General features: G+C 71.6%; 17 protein-coding genes. 12 read left to right on the top strand and 5 right to left on the bottom strand.

From position 1 onward, the window contains the following. Positions 1-156: 156 nt before the first annotated feature. A complete protein-coding gene (locus tag AB0959_RS00290; protein WP_366823951.1) occupies positions 157-1056 on the bottom strand; it encodes a biotin--[acetyl-CoA-carboxylase] ligase in 900 nt (299 codons plus the stop codon). A gap of 241 nt (positions 1057-1297) precedes the next feature. Between AB0959_RS00290 and AB0959_RS00285 the strand changes: the two genes are divergently transcribed. The 4 genes from AB0959_RS00285 to AB0959_RS00270 all read left to right on the top strand — a co-directional run bounded on the left by AB0959_RS00285 (position 1298) and on the right by AB0959_RS00270 (position 4054). Further along, positions 1298-2905 (top strand): acyl-CoA carboxylase subunit beta, encoded by a 1608-nt coding sequence (locus tag AB0959_RS00285; RefSeq protein WP_366823950.1) that lies wholly within the window; start codon positions 1298-1300, stop codon positions 2903-2905. A 30-nt stretch (positions 2906-2935) separates the two neighbouring features. Beyond that, positions 2936-3154, top strand: coding sequence for an acyl-CoA carboxylase epsilon subunit (locus AB0959_RS00280; protein ID WP_366823949.1), 219 nt, complete (start codon positions 2936-2938; stop codon positions 3152-3154). A 71-nt stretch (positions 3155-3225) separates the two neighbouring features. Continuing rightward, the gene (locus tag AB0959_RS00275) at positions 3226-3354 is read left to right on the top strand and encodes a morphogenic membrane protein MmpB (RefSeq protein WP_152775791.1); all 129 of its coding nucleotides are present in this window, start codon (positions 3226-3228) and stop codon (positions 3352-3354) included. 79 nt (positions 3355-3433) lie between these two features. Beyond that, complete coding sequence (locus tag AB0959_RS00270; protein ID WP_366823948.1) at positions 3434-4054, top strand: nucleoside triphosphate pyrophosphatase; 621 nt, start codon at positions 3434-3436, stop codon at positions 4052-4054. Positions 4055-4091: 37 nt separating this feature from the next. Here the strand turns inward: AB0959_RS00270 and AB0959_RS00265 are convergent, their stop codons facing one another. Further along, positions 4092-4622, bottom strand: coding sequence for a hypothetical protein (locus AB0959_RS00265; protein ID WP_366823947.1), 531 nt, complete (start codon positions 4620-4622; stop codon positions 4092-4094). Between the two features lie 387 nt (positions 4623-5009). On the opposite strand from AB0959_RS00265, the gene AB0959_RS00260 reads away from it, so the two are divergent. Together AB0959_RS00260 and AB0959_RS00255 are read left to right on the top strand one after the other, a co-directional pair. After that, positions 5010-6791, top strand: a complete 1782-nt coding sequence (locus AB0959_RS00260) for an acetyl/propionyl/methylcrotonyl-CoA carboxylase subunit alpha (protein WP_366823946.1) — start codon at positions 5010-5012, stop codon at positions 6789-6791. Positions 6792-7293: 502 nt separating this feature from the next. Then, positions 7294-7872, top strand: a complete 579-nt coding sequence (locus AB0959_RS00255; protein WP_366824255.1) for a TetR/AcrR family transcriptional regulator — start codon at positions 7294-7296, stop codon at positions 7870-7872. A 16-nt stretch (positions 7873-7888) separates the two neighbouring features. On the opposite strand, the gene AB0959_RS00250 is transcribed toward AB0959_RS00255, so the two are convergent. Together AB0959_RS00250 and AB0959_RS00245 are read right to left on the bottom strand one after the other, a co-directional pair. Continuing rightward, positions 7889-8845 carry a DeoR/GlpR family DNA-binding transcription regulator gene (locus tag AB0959_RS00250; protein WP_366823945.1) on the bottom strand — a complete coding sequence of 319 codons (957 nt, stop codon included), beginning with the start codon at positions 8843-8845 and terminating at the stop codon, positions 7889-7891. A 169-nt stretch (positions 8846-9014) separates the two neighbouring features. Continuing rightward, positions 9015-10463 carry an NAD(P)H-quinone dehydrogenase gene (locus tag AB0959_RS00245; protein WP_366823944.1) on the bottom strand — a complete coding sequence of 483 codons (1449 nt, stop codon included), beginning with the start codon at positions 10461-10463 and terminating at the stop codon, positions 9015-9017. A gap of 93 nt (positions 10464-10556) precedes the next feature. Here AB0959_RS00245 and AB0959_RS00240 point away from each other — a divergent pair, with 93 nt between their 5' ends. The 3 genes from AB0959_RS00240 to AB0959_RS00230 all read left to right on the top strand — a co-directional run bounded on the left by AB0959_RS00240 (position 10557) and on the right by AB0959_RS00230 (position 14311). Continuing rightward, the gene (locus AB0959_RS00240) at positions 10557-10994 is read left to right on the top strand and encodes a gamma-glutamylcyclotransferase (protein ID WP_366823943.1); all 438 of its coding nucleotides are present in this window, start codon (positions 10557-10559) and stop codon (positions 10992-10994) included. 403 nt (positions 10995-11397) lie between these two features. Further along, on the top strand, positions 11398-12222 hold the full coding sequence (locus AB0959_RS00235; RefSeq protein ID WP_366823942.1) for a purine-nucleoside phosphorylase: 825 nt from the start codon (positions 11398-11400) through the stop codon (positions 12220-12222). A gap of 346 nt (positions 12223-12568) precedes the next feature. Further along, the gene (locus tag AB0959_RS00230; RefSeq protein WP_366823941.1) at positions 12569-14311 is read left to right on the top strand and encodes a phospho-sugar mutase; all 1743 of its coding nucleotides are present in this window, start codon (positions 12569-12571) and stop codon (positions 14309-14311) included. Positions 14312-14473: 162 nt separating this feature from the next. Here the strand turns inward: AB0959_RS00230 and AB0959_RS00225 are convergent, their stop codons facing one another. Then, positions 14474-15256 (bottom strand): PH domain-containing protein, encoded by a 783-nt coding sequence (locus AB0959_RS00225; RefSeq protein WP_366823940.1) that lies wholly within the window; start codon positions 15254-15256, stop codon positions 14474-14476. 99 nt (positions 15257-15355) lie between these two features. Here AB0959_RS00225 and deoC point away from each other — a divergent pair, with 99 nt between their 5' ends. From deoC to AB0959_RS00210, 3 genes are read left to right on the top strand one after another with little or no spacing between them, the layout of a single operon-like run. Further along, positions 15356-16309 carry a deoxyribose-phosphate aldolase gene (gene deoC / locus AB0959_RS00220; RefSeq protein WP_366824254.1) on the top strand — a complete coding sequence of 318 codons (954 nt, stop codon included), beginning with the start codon at positions 15356-15358 and terminating at the stop codon, positions 16307-16309. Positions 16310-16314: 5 nt separating this feature from the next. Further along, positions 16315-17778 carry an aldehyde dehydrogenase family protein gene (locus tag AB0959_RS00215; RefSeq protein WP_366823939.1) on the top strand — a complete coding sequence of 488 codons (1464 nt, stop codon included), beginning with the start codon at positions 16315-16317 and terminating at the stop codon, positions 17776-17778. Continuing rightward, entirely contained in the window at positions 17771-18715 is a 945-nt protein-coding gene (locus AB0959_RS00210) for an aldehyde dehydrogenase family protein (protein ID WP_366823938.1), read from the top strand. Before AB0959_RS00215 ends, AB0959_RS00210 begins: the two co-directional genes overlap by 8 nt. Positions 18716-18787 lie beyond the last annotated feature (72 nt).

Below are 18787 nucleotides of genomic sequence, written 5' to 3'. Positions count from 1 at the left end.
GCCTCAACTCTACGGCAGGTGTGCGCTGGCTCACTCCTTTGCCGTACGCCAGCGACCCTTACCGGCTGGGCCGGGAACACCCCGACTGGGGAGTCGTACGAGTTGATCGTCCCCAGCGTTCACCGGGCCACTCCGGGTACCCAGCCGTCCCACGAGTCACTCGGGTCGCAGATGGACGATGTCGCCCGCCCCCACCGGCTCCTGCACGCCCTCCTTCGTGGCCAGCACCAGGCGGCCGTCTCCGTCCACGGCGACGGCCTCTCCCACGAGCGAGCGGTCGCCCGGGAGCTCGGCGCGGACCGTGCGGCCCAGGGTGGAGCAGCCCGCCGCGTACGTCTCCTGGAGGCCGCTGGCGGCGGGGTCGCCTCCGGCGTCGCGCCATGTGCCGTACCACTGCTCCAGGGAGCGCAGGACGGCCCGTAGCAGCGGGTCACGGTCGGTGTTCGCGGCGCCCGCCAGGAGGAGGGAGCCCGCGGTGGGCACGGGCAGTTCGGCCTCGCGGAGCGTGACGTTGATGCCGATGCCGACGACCACGCCGTCCGTGCCCGCGCGCTCGGCGAGGATGCCGCCCGCCTTGCGTTCCTCGCCGCCCACCGTCACCAGCAGGTCGTTGGGCCACTTGAGTGCCGTGTCCACGCCGGCCGCGCGGGACAGGCCCGTCGCCACCGCCACCCCGGTCAGCAGCGGCACCCAGCCCCAGCGCTGGACGGGCACCTCGGCCGGCTTCAGGAGCACCGAGAAGAAGAGGCCGGAGCGCGGCGGGGCGGTCCAGACGCGGTCCAGCCGACCGCGCCCCGCGTTCTGCTCCTCGGCGACGAGGACCGCGCCCTCGGCCGCCTTGCCCGCCTCGGCGAGGGCCACGAGGTCGGAGTTCGTGGACCCGGTCCGCTGCACCACGTCCACCTCGGACCACAGCCCGCCCTCACGCACCAGCGCCCGGCGCAGCGCGGTCCCGCTGAGGGGAGGGCGGCCGAGATCGGACCAGCGGCTGCCGCCGGGCCCGTCGCCCTGGCCGCGGTCGTCGTCGTACGCGTCTGATGCATCTCGCGGGGTCATGAAACCCACCCTAGGTGTGGTCAACGCCGCACTGCCGAACCGTAGGCGCAGCACTACGCTACGGATGAGTAGCCATACACACTTCTGAGCACGCCACCAGCACGCCACTGAGCACGCCACTGAATAATCACTGAGCACGTCACTGAGCACGTCACTGAATAATCACTGAGCACGTCACTGAGCACGTCACTGAGTACGTCACCCTCACGTCCCCATTGAGCAGCCAGGGAGCCGCATCCCGATGTCCGAGCCGGAAGAGCGCCAGACGGTCGAGGAGACCGACATCCACACCACCGCGGGCAAGCTCGCGGATCTCAGGCGCCGCATCCACGAAGCGACGCACGCCGGCTCCGAGCGCGCCGTGGAGAAGCAGCACGCGAAGGGCAAGCTGACGGCCCGCGAGCGGATCGAACTGCTCATGGACGAGGGCTCCTTCGTGGAGTTCGACGAGTTCGCCCAGCACCGCTCCACCGACTTCGGCCTGGAGAAGAACCGCCCGTACGGGGACGGTGTCGTCACCGGCTACGGCACGGTCGAGGGCCGCCCGGTCGCCGTGTTCTCGCAGGACTTCACCGTCTTCGGCGGGGCGCTGGGCGAGGTCTTCGGCCAGAAGATCATGAAGGTCATGGACTTCGCGCTGAAGACGGGCTGCCCGGTCATCGGCATCAACGACTCCGGCGGCGCCCGTATCCAGGAGGGCGTCAGCGCGCTCGGCATGTACGGCGAGATCTTCCGCCGCAACACCCACGCCTCCGGTGTGATCCCGCAGATCAGCCTGGTCGTCGGCCCGTGCGCGGGCGGCGCGGTCTACTCCCCCGCCATCACCGACTTCACGGTCATGGTCGACCAGACCTCGCACATGTTCATCACCGGACCGGACGTGATCAAGACGGTCACGGGCGAGGACGTCGGCTTCGAGGAGCTGGGCGGCGCCCGCACCCACAACGCCACCTCCGGCGTGGCCCACCACATGGCGGGCGACGAGAAGGACGCCATCGAGTACGTCAAGCAGCTGCTGTCGTACCTGCCGTCCAACAACCTGTCCGAGCCCCCGGCGTTCCCGGAGGAGGCGGACCTCTCCCTCACCGACGAGGACCGCGAGCTGGACACGCTCGTCCCGGACAGCGCGAACCAGCCGTACGACATGCACACGGTGATCGAGCACGTCCTGGACGACTCCGAGTTCTTCGAGACCCAGCCGCTGTTCGCGCCGAACATCATCACCGGCTTCGGCAGAGTCGAGGGCCACCCCGTCGGCATCGTCGCCAACCAGCCGATGCAGTTCGCCGGCTGTCTCGACATCGACGCCTCCGAGAAGGCCGCGCGCTTCGTGCGCACCTGCGACGCCTTCAACGTCCCCGTCCTCACCTTCGTGGACGTCCCCGGCTTCCTCCCGGGCGTCGACCAGGAGCACGACGGCATCATCCGCCGCGGCGCCAAGCTGATCTACGCCTACGCCGAGGCGACCGTCCCCCTGATCACGGTCATCACCCGCAAGGCCTTCGGCGGCGCGTACGACGTCATGGGCTCCAAGCACCTCGGCGCCGACCTCAACCTCGCCTGGCCCACCGCCCAGATCGCCGTCATGGGCGCCCAGGGCGCGGTCAACATCCTGCACCGCCGCACCATCGCCGCCACCTCCGAGGAGGAGCGCGAGGAGGTGCGGGAGCGCCTGATCCAGGAGTACGAGGACAGGCTCCTCAACCCCTACGCGGCGGCCGAGCGCGGCTACATCGACGCCGTCGTCTTCCCGTCCGACACCCGCTCCCACATCGTGCGCGGACTGCGTTCCCTGCGTACGAAGCGGGAAAGCCTGCCTCCGAAGAAGCACGGCAACATTCCCCTGTAGACCCGGACCCTGGACTCCTTAGGAGCCGACATGACGATCAAGGTCGTACGGGGCAACCCGACCCCGGAGGAGCTGGCCGCCGCACTGGCGGTGGTCCGGGCGCGCGCCGCGGCGGCGGCCTCCGAGCCGTCCGGCGCGCCCCGCCCCCGCGACTCCTGGGCCGACCCCTCCCGCATCGCCGCCCACCGCGTGCCCCAGCCGGGGCCGACGGCGTGGGGCCGCACCTACTGGCCCAGTCAGGCCTACTAGTCACCACGGGCCGCACAAGTTGAGTACGCGTACTCAGGCGCCGGAACGAGTGCTACCGCAGCATCGGTGACATGCTGTGGTCCGACCCCGAGAACGAGCCGCCCAAGGAACTGCGTGACACGCAGGACATGTTGCGGCGGCTCGGCGTTCTCGTGGCGCTGGCCATGGTGCTCGCGATGCTCGTGCTCGGCGTGAGGTGAGGCGGCTGAAGCGGCTGAAGCGGCCGAGGTGAAACGGTGCCCCGGGCCGTGCCCCGGGCCGCGCCGATACCCTGACGGCATGACTGATCAGCCGCGCCGCCGACTCGTGCTCGCCTCCCAGTCCCCCGCCCGGCTGGGCCTGCTCCGCCAGGCGGGGCTCGACCCCGAGGTGATCGTCAGCGGGGTCGACGAGGACGCCGTGACCGCCCCCACCCCCGCCGAACTCGCGCTCGCGCTGGCCGAGGCGAAGGCCTCCGTCGTGGCGGCGAAACCCGAGGTCAAGGGCGCCCTGGTGATCGGCTGCGACTCGGTGCTCGATCTGGACGGCGAGGCGCTCGGCAAGCCCGCCGACGCCGAGGAGGCCACCGCGCGCTGGAAGTCGATGCGCGGCCGTGCGGGCACCCTCCAGACCGGGCACTGCGTCTGGGACACCGCGAGCGGACGGTACACCTCCGGTACGGCGTCCACCGTGGTCCGCTTCGGCGAGCCGACCGACGAGGAGATCGCCGCGTACGTCGCCTCCGGGGAACCCCTCTACGTGGCCGGGGCGTTCACGCTCGACGGCCGCTCGGCGCCGTTCATCGACGGCATCGACGGGGACCACGGCAACGTCATCGGGATCAGCCTCCCGCTGGTACGGCGCCTGCTGGCCCAACTGGGCGTGGGCATCACCGAGTTGTGGACGCCCAGGGAGAAGTGACGGGAGCGCGGAACCGGGACGGGCCAGGGGCGCGCGGTCAGGGTGTGCTGGGCGCCGGGGGCGTGACCGGGGCGGAGCCGCCGTTGCCCGGCGAGCCGCCACCGGGTGCCCCGCCCTCGCCCTTGCCGCTCTCCGGGCCGCCCCCGTCGCTCTCGGGGGCCGCGTCGGCCGGGCCCATCTGACGGTCGTACGTCATCAGCGTGAGCAGCACCAGTCCGAGCACGACCATCAGAGACGCGAACGCGCCCCAGCCCACCAGGCCCACGGCGAACGCGCCGAGCAGCCCGTGCACGACGGCCACGCTGATCAGCAGGATGCGCCAGACGCCGCTCGCGGGCCGGTCGCGCAGGGCGACGAGCAGCGCGGCGAGACCGCACACGGCGAAATAGAGACCGAAGACCACGCCACCGGCCTTCGACGAGGTCGACATCGCGGCCGGGTCGAGCCCGGCGAGGGACATGTCCTGGCGGTCGACCACGATGCCGAGGAACCAGTTCAGCCAGGCGATGAACCCCGCCTCGACGAAGAGCACTAGCGCCGTGACCACCGCCACCGGTCTCCGTATCACCGGTCCCACCCCACTTCCGCTGCCGCCGTCCGCCGCTTGGAGCACGCGACGCCCGTTACCGCTAGTACCCATCAGGACATCGCGAACGCTACTAACGGGTAAACCCAGGGACAAGGGTTCCCGCGCGGGCAAAGAATCATTGGGCCATTAGTAGGGACTCCACAAAGAAACCCATCGTGGCGCAGCGCGGCCTCATAGAGACCTTGACCACATCGGAGGGCTAGGGTTTTCCGGTGGAGTCCTGTGCGGTGCGGTGCGACAAGGGATTTCGCAGGTTGAGCGAGCCTCCACTCACGCTCCGTGTGGGCAAGCTCACCATTGAGGACGGGTCGAAACGCCGTGTCGGCAGTCCCTAAACTCGGCTTGTTTCAAGGAGAGGGAGCCATCGTGCGCAAGGTGTTGATCGCCAACCGTGGCGAAATCGCTGTTCGCGTCGCCCGGGCGTGCCGGGACGCGGGGATCGCGAGCGTCGCCGTGTACGCCGACCCGGACCGGGACGCCCTGCACGTCCGCGCGGCGGACGAGGCGTTCGCGCTGGGTGGTGACACCCCCGCCTCCAGCTACCTGGACTTCGCGAAGGTGCTGCAGGCGGCCAAGGACTCCGGCGCGGACGCCGTCCACCCCGGTTACGGCTTCCTCTCCGAGAACGCCGACTTCGCGCAGGCGGTGCTGGACGCGGGCCTGATCTGGATCGGCCCGCCGCCGCAGGCGATCCGCGACCTGGGCGACAAGGTGGCCGCCCGTCACATCGCCCAGCGCGCCGGCGCCCCGCTGGTGGCCGGCACGCCCGACCCGGTCTCCGGCGCCGACGAGGTCGTCGCGTTCGCCGAGCAGCACGGTCTGCCGATCGCGATCAAGGCGGCGTTCGGCGGCGGCGGGCGCGGCCTGAAGGTCGCCCGCACCCTGGAAGAGGTCCCCGAGCTGTACGACTCCGCCGTGCGCGAGGCCGTGGCCGCCTTCGGCCGCGGCGAGTGCTTCGTGGAGCGCTACCTGGACCGCCCGCGCCACGTGGAGACCCAGTGCCTGGCCGACACCCACGGCAACGTGGTCGTCGTCTCCACCCGTGACTGCTCCCTCCAGCGCCGCCACCAGAAGCTCGTCGAGGAGGCCCCGGCACCCTTCCTCTCCCCGGAGCAGAACGCCGAGCTGTACCGCGCCTCGAAGGCCATCCTGAAGGAGGCCGGCTACGTCGGCGCGGGCACCTGCGAGTTCCTCGTCGGCCAGGACGGCACCATCTCCTTCCTGGAGGTCAACACCCGTCTCCAGGTAGAGCACCCGGTCACCGAGGAGGTCACCGGCATCGACCTGGTCCGTGAGATGTTCCGCGTCGCCGACGGCGAGGAGCTCGGCTACGACGACCCGCCGCTGCGCGGCCACTCCTTCGAGTTCCGCATCAACGGCGAGGACCCCGGCCGCAACTTCCTGCCGGCCCCCGGCACGGTCACCACCTTCGACCCGCCCACCGGCCCTGGTGTCCGCCTGGACGCGGGCGTGGAGTCCGGCAGCGTCATCGGCCCCGCCTGGGACTCACTGCTCGCCAAGCTGGTCATCACCGGCGCCACCCGCCGGCAGGCCCTGCAGCGGGCCGCCCGGGCGCTGAACGAGTTCACCGTCGAGGGCATGGCCACGGCCATCCCGTTCCACCGGGCCGTCGTCACCGACCCGGCCTTCGCCCCCGAGCTCACCGGCGGCCAGGACCCGTTCACGGTCCACACGCGCTGGATCGAGACCGAGTTCGTCAACGAGATCGCCCCCTTCACCGCCTCCGCCGACGCCGTCGAGGCCGAGACGGACGACGAGCCGGGCCGCGAGACGATCGTGGTCGAGGTCGGCGGCAAGCGCCTGGAGGTCTCCCTGCCGTCCTCGCTCGGCATGTCCCTGGCCCGCACCGGCCTCGCCGCGGGCGCCAAGCCGAAGCGCCGCGCCGCGAAGAAGTCCGGCCCGGCCGCCTCCGGGGACACGCTCGCCTCGCCGATGCAGGGCACCATCGTCAAGATCGCCGTCGAGGAGGGGCAGGAGGTCAAGGAGGGCGACCTGATCGTCGTCCTGGAGGCCATGAAGATGGAGCAGCCCCTCAACGCGCACAAGGCCGGCACGATCAAGGGCCTCGCCGCGGAGGTCGGCGCCTCCGTCACCTCCGGTGCGGCCATTTGCGAGATCAAGGACTAGTCACTCGGTGGCCGAGGGCGTCTCGTCTGCCGGGTTCTGATGGTGGTCGGGTGCGGGGTTCGTGGTGGCTTGTCGCGCAGTTCCCCGCGCCCCTTAGAAGCACGGCCCCCGCACCCGGCATGACAACGCGCCGCCACCGCGACGTACCAGCAGCCGCGTACGCGCGGAAGGGGGTGTGCCGGGAGGTGTCCGCCCGCAGCGGCCGGCGTCCGCCGCCGAGCCCCTCACGTACCCACGGCACCGCCGGACCGAGGACGGAGACCTCCCGGCGCGCCCCCGACCCAAGAACAAACGCGTAGGCGCCCAAGCCACGACGGTGGGGCAGATACCCGACGACCGGCGGCGACGCGCCCCTCCAGGGGCGCGGGGAACTGCGCGAACAACCACAACGCACCCGCAACCGCCCACCGACAGGAACCCGGCAGACGAGAACGCACTCGAGGCGAACCACCCACAGCGAGAGCAGGTGACGGCCATGGCGAGCGGAGCGCCCCCACGCCCGATGCGGGCCGACGCGCGCCGCAATCACGAGCGTCTCCTCGCCGAGGCGCGGGCCGCCTTCGCCGCGCACGGTACGGACGCGTCCCTGGAGGACGTGGCGAAGCGCGCCGGCGTCGGTATCGGCACCCTCTACCGCCACTTCCCGAACCGTTACGCCCTGATGAGCGCGGTCTTCGAGGATGCCGTGGGCCAACTCCTGGCCCGCTCGCGCGAGTTGCTGGACGACCCGCAGCCGTGCGGCGCCCTGGTGACATGGCTGCGCGACATCATCAGCCACGCGGGCGAGTACCGCGGGCTCTCCCGGGCGCTCATGACCGTCTCGTACTCCGCCTCGCACGACAGCGGTGACGACGGCGAGAACGGCGGTTCCGAGCTCGCCCGGTGCGGCGACCCGATCCGTGAGGCGGGCAGCGCCCTGCTGGCCCGGGCGCAGGAGGCGGGCGCCGTACGCCCAGGGGTCTCGATCGGCGACCTGCTCCAGCTGACGCACGCGATCGCCCTCGCCGCGGAGGAGACCCCCGCCGACCCCGACCTGGCCGACCGCCTCCTCACGCTCACCGTCCGGGGTCTGAAGCCGTAAGGGAGAACGGGGATCGTCAGCGGCGGCGGAGGTCCGCCACCCTCGCCCGCTCGGCACCGGCGGACTGCTCACCCGGGACCGCGGCCGAGCGGAGCAGCGGACCGGCGCCGGGGACCTGACGGCGCGGACCGGGGAGCGGCACGTCCCGGCGCCGCCCGGGTGCCGGGACGGGTTCACCTCCCGCGTTTCCCGAGGCCCCGGCGACCGCGATCTGGACCCCCTGGTCCGCGAGCGCCTGGAGTTCGGTGCCCGCACGGTCGTCGTGGGCAGGGGGCTCGTCGGTGACCAGCCGGGTGATCACGTCGGTCGGCACGGTCTGGAACATCGTGTCCGTACCGAGCTTGGTGTGGTCGGCGAGGACGACGACCTCGGCGGCCGCCTGGACGAGCGCGCGGTCGACGGACGCCGACAGCATGTTGGACGTGGACAGGCCCCGCTCGGCGGTCAGTCCGCTCCCGGAGAGGAAGGCCCGCGAGACCCGCAGCCCCTGGAGGGACTGTTCCGCTCCGGAGCCGACCAGGGCGTAGTTGGAGCCGCGCAGAGTGCCGCCGGTCATCACGACCTCCACACGGTTGGCGTGGGCCAACGCCTGGGCCACCAACAGCGAGTTGGTGACGACGGTCAGCCCGGGGACCCGCGCGAGCCGGCGTGCCAGCTCCTGCGTGGTGGTCCCCGCCCCGACCACGATGGCCTCGCCCTCCTGGACGAAGCTCGCGGCGAGGTCGGCGATGGCCGTCTTCTCGGCGGTCGCGAGATGAGACTTCTGCGGAAAGCCGGACTCCCGCGTGAACCCGCCCGGCAGTACCGCACCGCCGTGCCGGCGGTCGAGGAGTCCTTCTGCCTCCAGTGCGCGCACGTCCCGCCGTACGGTCACTTCGGAGGTCTGGACGACGCGGGCGAGTTCACGGAGCGACACGGCCCCGTTCGCTCGCACCATTTCGAGGATCAATTGACGACGTTCTGCAGCGAACACGAAACTGACAGTAACGCGGGCGACCGTCTGCTTTCAGCAGTTTGCGCCGAATAGCAGAAGTTGTTCGCATGGTAGGGCGCGAAGTGGTATATGGACCCGATCCGGACCACCCAAGCCGCCCCAAAAACAGACAACTCCCCACCAACGGTGGGGAGTCGATGTCCTGTGCTCAGACCTCGCCGCCGGACTTCCGGGTGTGCAGCTGTCGTGCCACCTCGGCGATCGAGCCCGACAGGGAGGGGTACACGGTGAAGGCGTTCGCGATCTGTTCGACGGTCAGGTTGTTGTCGACCGCGATCGAGATGGGATGGATCAGTTCCGAGGCGCGCGGTGCGACGACGACACCACCGACGACGATCCCGGTGCCGGGCCGGCAGAAGATCTTCACGAAGCCGTCCCGGATGCCCTGCATCTTGGCGCGGGGGTTGCGCAGCAGCGGCAGCTTCACGCCCCGCGCGTCGATGAGCCCGGCGTCCACGTCGGCCTGCGAGTAGCCGACGGTGGCGATCTCGGGGTCGGTGAAGACGTTGGAGGAGACCGTCTTCAGGTTCAGCGGGGCCACCGCGTCACCCAGGAAGTGGTACATGGCGATACGGCCCTGCATGGCGGCCACCGACGCGAGGGCGAACACCCCGGTCACGTCACCGGCCGCGTACACGCCGGGAGCGGAGGTCCTGGAGACCTTGTCGGTCCAGATGTGCCCGGACTCGCGCAGCTTGACGCCGGCCTCCTCCAGGCCCATGCCCTCGCTGTTGGGGATGGCGCCGACGGCCATCAGACAGTGCGAGCCGCTGATGACACGGCCGTCGGCGAGCGTGACCTCGACCCGGTCCCCGACCCGCTTGGCGGACTGGGCGCGGGAGCGGGCCATGACGTTCATGCCGCGCCGCCGGAACACGTCCTCCAGCACGGCCGCGGCGTCCGGGTCCTCGCCCGGCAGCACGCGGTCCCGGCTGGAGACGAGGGTGACGTGCGATCCGAGCGCCTGGTAGGCGCCCGCGAACTCGGCGCCGGTGACACCGGACCCGACCACGATGAGCTCCTCGGGCAGCTCGTCGAGGTCGTACACCTGCGTCCAGTTGAGGATGCGTTCGCCGTCGGGCTGGGCGTCGGGCAGCTCGCGCGGGTGGCCGCCGGTGGCGATGAGCACGGCGTCGGCGACGAGCGTCTCCTCGCTGCCGTCGGCGGCCCGCACCACGACCTTCCGTGACCCGTCGAGGTCCTGCTGCCCTTCGAGCCGCCCGCGCCCGCGCACGACGCGCGCGCCGGCGCGCGTCACGGACGCCGTGATGTCGTGCGACTGGGCGAGCGCGAGCCGCTTCACACGCCGGTTGACCTTGCCGAGATCCACACCGACGACACGCGCGGGCGTGTCGATGTGAGGGGTGTCGTCGGCGACGATGATCCCGAGTTCCTCGTACGACGAATCGAAGGTCGTCATCACCTCCGCGGTGGCGATGAGCGTCTTCGACGGCACGCAGTCGGTGAGCACCGACGCGCCGCCGAGGCCGTCGCAGTCGACGACGGTCACCTCCGCGCCGAGCTGGGCGGCCACCAGGGCCGCCTCGTATCCACCGGGTCCGCCGCCTATGATCACGATCCGAGTCACGTACCCCATTGTCCCGCACGCCCGGAACGCGCACTGCGTCGGGGGCGGCAGACACCCGTGTGACGGGGGAGGCGCACGGCGCGGCTGCCGTACCCTCGGTCCATGTCGCTCTACGCCGCGTACGCCGGCAATCTCGACGCGCGGCTGATGTCCCGCCGCGCTCCGCACTCGCCGCTGCGCGCCACCGGCTGGCTGAACGGGTGGCGGCTGACGTTCGGCGGCGAGCACATGGGCTGGGAGGGCGCGCTCCCGACGATCGTCGAGGCCCCGGACTCCCAGGTCTTCGTCGCCCTGTACGACATCGCCCCCATGGACGAGGCCTCCATGGACCGCTGGGAGGGCGTCGGCCTCGACGTCTACCGCCGCATGCGCGTCCACGCCCACACCCTGGAGGGCCAGGAGCAGGCCTGGACCTACGTCCTCAACGGCTACGAGGGCGGCCTGCCCTCGGCCCGCTACCTCGGCGAGATCGCCGACGCCGCGGAGTCGGCGGGGGCGCCGCACGATTACGTGATGGAGCTGCGGAAGAGGCCCTGCTGAGGCCTCCGGCGGTTGGGCGGGTGCGTCTCGTCTGCCGGGTTCCTGTCGGTGGGCGGCTGCGGGTTGTTTGTGGCTGGTCGCGCAGTTCCCCGCGCCCCTCAAGGGGCGCGCTTCCCCGCCGGTCGTCGAAGGTCTGCGGCGCCGCGGCGGCTGGTGCGCCTACGCGTTTGTTCGTGGGTCGGGGGCGCGCCGCGAGGTCTCCGTCCTCGGTCCGGCGGTCCTGTGGGCGGCCAGCTGCTCGGTGGCGGACGCCGGCCGCTGCGGGCGGACACCTCCCGGCACACCCCCTTGGGTACATACGCGGCCGCGGGCCGTCGAGCCACCGGAAACGACAAGACAACGATCGCCGGCCGGTCACCCACGACGTCTACGCGCGTAGGCCAGGACCGGTTACTCTCATCGCGTGAACGCATCTTCTCTTCCGGACGACATCCAGGGCGACCCGTACGAGGCCGCCGACGCCGCCGCCGCGCGCCTGCGTGAGCTCACGGGCGCCGAGACCCACGACGTCGCCCTCGTGATGGGCTCCGGCTGGGCCCCGGCCGTGGAGGCGCTCGGTGCCCCCGAGACCGAGTTCCAGGTCACCGACCTGCCCAGTTTCCCGCCCCCGGCGGTCGAGGGCCACGGCGGCAAGGTCCGCTCGTACCGCATCGGTGACAAGCGCGCGCTCGTCTTCCTGGGCCGGACCCACTACTACGAGGGTCACGGCGTCTCCGCCGTCGTGCACGGGGTGCGCACCGCCGTGGCCGCGGGCTGCAAGACGGTCGTCCTGACCAACGGCTGCGGCGGCCTCCGCGAGACCATGCGCCCCGGCCAGCCGGTCCTGATCAGCGACCACATCAACCTCACGGCGACGTCCCCGATCGTCGGCGCCAACTTCGTCGACCTCACCGACCTCTACTCGCCGCGCCTGCGGGCCCTCTGCAAGGAGATCGACCCCACCCTCGAGGAGGGCGTCTACGCGCAGTTCACCGGCCCGCACTACGAGACCCCGGCCGAGATCCGCATGGCCCGCGTCATCGGTGCGGACCTCGTGGGCATGTCGACGGTCCTGGAGGCCATCGCCGCGCGTGAGGCGGGTGCCGAGGTGCTGGGCATCTCCCTGGTCACCAACCTCGCGGCCGGGATGACGGGTGAGCCCCTCAACCACGAGGAGGTCCTCCAGGCGGGCCGCGACTCCGCCACCCATATGGGTGCGCTGCTGACCCGGGTCCTGTCGCGCCTCTGAGGGTTCCCCCGGGGCCAGGCGGTCTCGTCTGCCGGGTTCCTGTCGGTGGGCGGCTGCGGGTTCGTTGTGGCTGGTCGCGCAGTTCCCCGCGCCTCGCCGCGCGCCCCCGACCCACGAGGGAACGCGTAGGCGCCCAAGCAACGTTGGCGGGGCTGATACCCGACGACCGGCGGGGAAGCGCGCCCCTTGAGGGGCGCGGGGAACTGCGCGAACAACCACAACGAACCCGCAGCCGCGAGACACCCCCAACCACCCCTCCCCAGGCGCCCAGCCCCCCACCCAGGCACCCTGGAACCACCCGCACCCGCAGCAATCCCGCACCGCACGAACGAGAGAGGACCCCGACGTGCAGGACGAACTCATCGCACGGGCCCAGGCGTGGCTGACCGAGGACCCCGACGCGGACACCCGTGAGGAACTCGCCAAGCTCATCGACGCCGAGGACACCGCGGAGCTCGCCGCGCGCTTCAGCGGCACCCTCCAGTTCGGCACCGCGGGCCTGCGCGGCGAACTCGGCGCCGGGCCGATGCGCATGAACCGCTCCGTCGTCATCCGCGCCGCCGCCGGTCTCGCCGCGTACCTCAAGAAGAAGGCCCAGCCCGAGGGAGCCGAGCAGGCCCAGGGCGACAAGGAACCCGCCGAGCCCGCCCTCGTGGTCATCGGCTACGACGCCCGCCACAAGTCCGCCGACTTCGCCCGCGACACCGCCGCGGTGATGACCGGCGCCGGTCTCCGCGCCGTGCTCCTCCCCCGCCCCCTCCCCACCCCGGTCCTCGCCTTCGCCATCCGGCACCTCGGCGCCGCCGCCGGCGTGGAGGTCACCGCCAGCCACAACCCGCCCCGCGACAACGGCTACAAGGTCTACCTCGGCTGGGGGCACCCCCGGACGGAGTCTGGGGGAGGCTCCCAGATCGTGCCCCCGGCCGACGCCGAGATCGCCGCGGAGATCGCCGCCGTCGCCGGCCTCACCACGGTCCCGCGCCCGGACACCGGCTGGGAGACCCTCGACGACACGGTCCTCGACGCCTACCTGGCCCGTACGGACGCCGTTCTCGCCCCCGACTCCCCCCGTACCGCCCGCACGGTCTACACGGCGATGCACGGCGTCGGCAAGGACACCCTCCTCGCCGCCTTCGCCCGGGCCGGCTTCCCGGCCCCCGCACTGGTCGCCGAGCAGGCCGACCCCGACCCGGACTTCCCGACGGTCGCCTTCCCCAACCCCGAGGAGCCGGGCGCCATGGACCTGGCGTTCGCGAAGGCGCGGGAGACGAACCCCGACCTGGTCATCGCGAACGACCCCGACGCCGACCGCTGCGCGGTGGCCGTGAAGGACGGCGAGGGCAAGGACGGCGAGGGCAGGGGCGGCGAGGGCGCGGACGCCGGCTGGCGCATGCTGCGCGGCGACGAGGTCGGCGCCCTGCTCGCCACCCACCTGGTCGGCCGCGGAGCGAGGGGCACCTTCGCCGAGTCGATCGTCTCGTCCTCCCTCCTCGGCCGGATCGCCGAGAAGGCGGGACTGCCGTACGAGGAGACGCTCACCGGCTTCAAGTGGATCGCCCGCGTGGAGGGCCTGCGCTACGGCTACGAGGAGGCGCTCGGCTACTGCGTGGACCCGGAGGGCGTGCGCGACAAGGACGGCATCACGGCCGCGCTCCTGATCACGGAACTCGCCTCGGTCCTGAAGTCCGAGGGCCGCACCCTCCTCGACCTCCTGGACGACATCGCGGTCGAGCACGGCCTGCACGCGACGGACCAGCTCTCGGTCCGCGTGGAGGACCTGTCCCTCATCGCCGACGCCATGCGCCGCCTGCGCGAACAGCCCCCGACCGAGCTCGCGGGCCTGTCCATCACCAGGTCGGAGGACCTGACCCAGGGCACCGACACGCTCCCGCCCACCGACGGGCTGCGCTACACCCTGGACGGCGCCCGCGTGATCGTCCGCCCGAGCGGCACGGAGCCCAAGCTGAAGTGCTACCTGGAGGTCGTGGTCCCGGTCGCCTCACACGCCGGCCTCCCCGCGGCACGCGCGAAGGCGACGGACCTGCTGACGACGATCAAGCGCGACCTCTCGACGGCGGCAGGCATCTGACCCGAACGCCTGGCGGCACCGCGTTCCGGGCCGTTCCGGGCCGTTCCGGGCCGTTCCGGGCCGCCAAGTGGCTCGCCGGTCCCAGCGACACACCGCGTTCACGGCGTGTCGCTGGGACAGAGAAACCACTTGGTCCCGCCCTCTGCGATCAGCCCACCGCGATCAGCCCAGCGCGATCAGGATCGCCAACAGCACCGCTCCCGCGATCGCCGGCCCCATGACCTCCCACGACCACCGCACGCTCGGCTCGCCCTGTGAGTCCGCTGCCTTGGCCCGGGCCTCGCACAGCTCGCGCAGGTCGTCCATGACCTGGTCGGACGGGGCGCGCACGGGCCCGGTGGCCAGGGACGTCCGCCCACTGAGGTCCGTCTCGGTGGCCGTCCGGCCGTGCTCCGCGCGGGCCTGACGGCGGTTGGCGCGCTTGCGGGCGCGGAGCGAGACGGGGACGGACCAGAGCTGGTACTTGGTGCCGGACTCGTCGACCACCTCGTTCGAGAAGCCGGAGCGCAGCGAGGCGACGGTGCCCCAGGGCAGCACGATCACCCGGAACGGGTTGCGCACCCGCAGCCGGTCGTCGTTCGCGAAGACGGCGGGCCGCACCGAGAAGGCGATCACCAGCGGGACGACGCACAGCAGCGTGGCGAGCGCCAGCCACGGGGTGCGGCCGTGGCCCGTGACGATGGCGTCGCCGCCGAGCCAGGCCGCGATGGCCAGGAGCAGCACACCGCCCGCGATCCCGCCGGGCGAGCGGTAGGCCCGGTCGTTGTACGCGGGCTTCGGGGCCTTCGCGGGAGGCGCGGACTTCGCGGAGTTCGCCGGCTTCGCGGAATTCGCCGACTTCGCGGGGTGCGCGGAGGCCGCGGACTCCGAAGAATCCGAGGGCTCCGAGGGCTCCGAGGGCTCCGAGGGCTCCGGATCGGGTGACTGGTGGTCGGAGGTGCTCATGCCCCCGATTCTGCCCGACGCCTCCGACGGCGCCCCGTCCTGGGCCGCCCCACAGGGCTGTACAGCCGCTACGCGCGTAGATATGCTCGTCTGGTGACCATGTCCACAACCGCACCCCACGCACTCGCCGACGTCACCGCGTCCGACAGCACGTTGCGCCGTTTCCTCCACGGGCTGCCCGGCGTCGACGCGGTCGGCCTGGAGGCGCGCGCAGCCTCGCTCGGCACCCGTTCCATCAAGACGACCGCCAAGGCGTACGCCATCGATCTCGCGATCTCGATGGTCGACCTGACGACGCTGGAAGGCGCGGACACCCCGGGCAAGGTCCGGGCGCTCGGCGCCAAGGCGGTCCGCCCCGACCCGACCGACCGCACGGCCCCCGCGACCGCGGCCGTGTGCGTGTACCCCGACATGGTGGCCGTCGCGAAGGAGGCCGTCGCCGGCTCGGACGTGAAGGTCGCCTCGGTCGCCACCGCGTTCCCCGCGGGCCGCGCCGCGCTCGGGGTGAAGCTGGCCGACGTGCGCGACGCCGTGGCCGCGGGCGCGGACGAGGTCGACATGGTCATCGACCGCGGCGCGTTCCTCGCCGGCGACTACATGAAGGTGTACGACGAGATCGCCGCGGTGAAGGAGGCCTGCGGGACGAGTTCCCGCCTGAAGGTCATCTTCGAGACCGGCGAGCTGTCGACGTACGACAACATCCGCCGTGCCTCCTGGCTCGGCATGCTGGCCGGGGCCGACTTCATCAAGACCTCCACCGGCAAGGTCGCCGTCAACGCCACGCCCGCGAACACGCTCCTCATGCTGGAGGCGGTGCGCGACTTCCGGGCGCAGACCGGGGTACAGGTGGGTGTGAAGCCCGCCGGCGGCATCCGGACCAGCAAGGACGCGATCAAGTTCCTGGTCCTGGTCAACGAGACGGTCGGCGAGGACTGGCTGGACAACCACTGGTTCCGCTTCGGCGCCTCCTCGCTCCTGAACGACCTGCTCATGCAGCGCCAGAAGCTGGCCACCGGCCGCTACTCCGGCCCCGACTACGTGACGGTGGACTGATCACGATGGCATCCGTATTCGAGTACGCCCCGGCCCCCGAGTCCCGCGCGATCGTCGACATCGCGCCCTCGTACGGCCTGTTCATCGACGGCGAGTTCACGGAGGCCGCCGACGGCAAGGTCTTCAAGACCGTCTCGCCGTCCACCGAGGAGGTCCTCTCCGAGGTCGCCCAGGCCGGTGCGGAGGACGTCGACCGTGCCGTCAAGGCGGCCCGCAAGGCCTTCGAGAAGTGGTCGGCGCTGCCCGGCAGCGAGCGCGCGAAGTACCTGTTCCGCCTCGCCCGGATCATCCAGGAGCGCAGCCGCGAACTGGCCGTCCTGGAGACCCTGGACAACGGCAAGCCCATCAAGGAGACCCGCGACGCCGACCTCCCCCTGGTCGCCGCGCACTTCTTCTACTACGCGGGCTGGGCCGACAAGCTCGACCACGCTGGGTTCGGCCGGAGGACGACAGATGGGCACAGCGGCGCGAACCCGAGGCCGCTGGGCGTGGCGGGCCAGGTCATCCCCTGGAACTTCCCGCTCCTGATGCTGGCGTGGAAGATCGCCCCGGCCCTGGCGGCCGGCAACACGGTCGTCCTCAAGCCCGCCGAGACGACCCCGCTCTCCGCGCTCTTCTTCGCGGACATCTGCCGTCAGGCGGGCCTGCCCAGGGGCGTCGTCAACATCCTTCCCGGTTACGGCGACACAGGCGCGGCGATCGTCGCGCACCCGGACGTCGACAAGGTCGCCTTCACCGGCTCCACGGCCGTCGGCAAGGAGATCGCGCGGACCGTCGCCGGCACCCGCAAGAAGCTCACGCTCGAACTCGGCGGCAAGGGCGCCAACATCGTCTTCGACGACGCCCCCATCGACCAGGCCGTCGAGGGCATCGTGACGGGCATCTTCTTCAACCAGGGCCAGGTGTGCTGCGCGGGCAGCCGCCTGCTGGTCCAGGAGTCGATCCACGACGAGCTGCTGGATTCGCTCAAGCGCAGGCTCTCCACCCTGCGCCTCGGCGACCCCCTCGACAAGAACACGGACATCGGCGCGATCAACTCGGCCGAGCAGCTGGCCCGGATCACCGCGCTCACCGAGCAGGGCGAGGCGGAGGGCGCCGAGCGCTGGTCCCCGGCCTGCGAACTCCCGTCCTCCGGCTACTGGTTCGCCCCGACGCTCTTCACGAACGTCACGCAGGCGCACACCGTCGCCCGCGACGAGATCTTCGGCCCGGTGCTGTCGGTCCTGACCTTCCGCACTCCGGACGAGGCGGTCGCCAAGGCCAACAACACTCCGTACGGCCTGTCCGCCGGCATCTGGACGGAGAAGGGTTCCCGCATCCTGGCGGTCGCGAACAAGCTCCGGGCGGGTGTCGTCTGGTCCAACACGTTCAACAAGTTCGACCCGACCTCGCCGTTCGGCGGCTACAAGGAGTCGGGCTTCGGCCGCGAGGGCGGCCGCCACGGCCTGGAGGCGTACCTCGATGTCTGACAAGTCCGAGAAGACGACGAAGGCGGAGAAGACGGAGAAGGCGGAGCCGCAGCGTCTGAGCGTCTTCAAGACCTACAAGCTGTACGTCGGCGGGAAGTTCCCGCGTTCCGAGAGCGGCCGGGTGTACGAGGTGACGGACTCGAAGGGCAACTGGCTGGCGAACGCGCCCCTTTCCTCCCGCAAGGACGCCCGTGACGCGGTCGTCGCGGCCCGCAAGGCGTTCGGCGCCTGGTCGGGCGCGACGGCGTACAACCGCGGCCAGGTCCTGTACCGCGTGGCGGAGATGCTGGAGGGCCGCAAGGCGCAGTTCGTCCACGAGGTCGCCGACGCGGAGGGCCTGTCGAAGGCGAAGGCGGCGGCGCAGGTGGACGCGGCGATCGACCGCTGGGTCTGGTACGCGGGCTGGACCGACAAGATCGCCCAGGTGGTCGGCGGCGGCAACCCGGTCGCGGGTCCGTTCTTCAACCTCTCCTCCCCCGAGCCGACCGGTGTGGTCGCGGTCCTCGCCCCGCGGGAGTCGTCCTTCCTGGGCCTGGTGTCCGTCATCGCCCCGGTGGTCGCGACCGGCAACACGGCGATCGTCGTGGCCTCCGAGACGTACCCGCTGCCCGCCCTGTCCCTGGGCGAGGTGCTGGCCACCTCCGACGTACCGGGCGGTGTCGTCAACGTGCTGTCGGGCCGTACGGCGGAGATCGCGGCCCCCCTCGCGGCCCACCAGGACGTCAACGCGATCGATCTCGCGGGCGCCGACGACGTCCTCGCGAAGGAGTTGGAGATCGCGGCGGCCGACAACCTGAAGCGGGTCCTCCGTCCACAGGCTGTGGAAAACTCCGACTGGTCGGCGACTCCGGGCATCGAGCGCATGACCGCGTTCCTGGAGACGAAGACCGTCTGGCACCCGACGGGCTCACTGGGCGCGTCCGGTTCGTCGTACTGAGCCCACAACGGGCCCATAGGGGCGCGGGCGGGGGCACCCTGCGGTGCCCCCGCCCCGGAGCGACCGTCGGCC

Origin of the sequence: Streptomyces sp. NPDC046862, assembly GCF_040704615.1 — a bacterium.
In the GTDB taxonomy this organism is placed as follows: Bacteria; Actinomycetota; Actinomycetes; order Streptomycetales; family Streptomycetaceae; genus Streptomyces.
The sequence above is the reverse complement of the archived record's forward strand: the minus strand, read 5'-3'. Positions and strand labels throughout refer to the sequence as shown.

Excerpts from the sequence above, each read along its gene's own strand:
- AB0959_RS00275 (WP_152775791.1), top strand. The coding sequence starts at position 3,226 with ATGCTGTGGTCCGACCCCGAGAACGAGCCGCCCAAGGAACTGCGTGAC.
- AB0959_RS00210 (WP_366823938.1), top strand. The coding sequence starts at position 17,771 with ATGTCTGACAAGTCCGAGAAGACGACGAAGGCGGAGAAGACGGAGAAG.
- AB0959_RS00225 (WP_366823940.1), bottom strand. The coding sequence starts at position 15,256 with ATGAGCACCTCCGACCACCAGTCACCCGATCCGGAGCCCTCGGAGCCC.
- AB0959_RS00285 (WP_366823950.1), top strand. The coding sequence starts at position 1,298 with ATGTCCGAGCCGGAAGAGCGCCAGACGGTCGAGGAGACCGACATCCAC.
- AB0959_RS00255 (WP_366824255.1), top strand. The coding sequence starts at position 7,294 with ATGCGGGCCGACGCGCGCCGCAATCACGAGCGTCTCCTCGCCGAGGCG.
- deoC (WP_366824254.1), top strand. The coding sequence starts at position 15,356 with ATGTCCACAACCGCACCCCACGCACTCGCCGACGTCACCGCGTCCGAC.
- AB0959_RS00270 (WP_366823948.1), top strand. The coding sequence starts at position 3,434 with ATGACTGATCAGCCGCGCCGCCGACTCGTGCTCGCCTCCCAGTCCCCC.
- AB0959_RS00280 (WP_366823949.1), top strand. The coding sequence starts at position 2,936 with ATGACGATCAAGGTCGTACGGGGCAACCCGACCCCGGAGGAGCTGGCC.
- AB0959_RS00245 (WP_366823944.1), bottom strand. The coding sequence starts at position 10,463 with ATGGGGTACGTGACTCGGATCGTGATCATAGGCGGCGGACCCGGTGGA.
- AB0959_RS00215 (WP_366823939.1), top strand. The coding sequence starts at position 16,315 with ATGGCATCCGTATTCGAGTACGCCCCGGCCCCCGAGTCCCGCGCGATC.
- AB0959_RS00290 (WP_366823951.1), bottom strand. The coding sequence starts at position 1,056 with ATGACCCCGCGAGATGCATCAGACGCGTACGACGACGACCGCGGCCAG.
- AB0959_RS00240 (WP_366823943.1), top strand. The coding sequence starts at position 10,557 with ATGTCGCTCTACGCCGCGTACGCCGGCAATCTCGACGCGCGGCTGATG.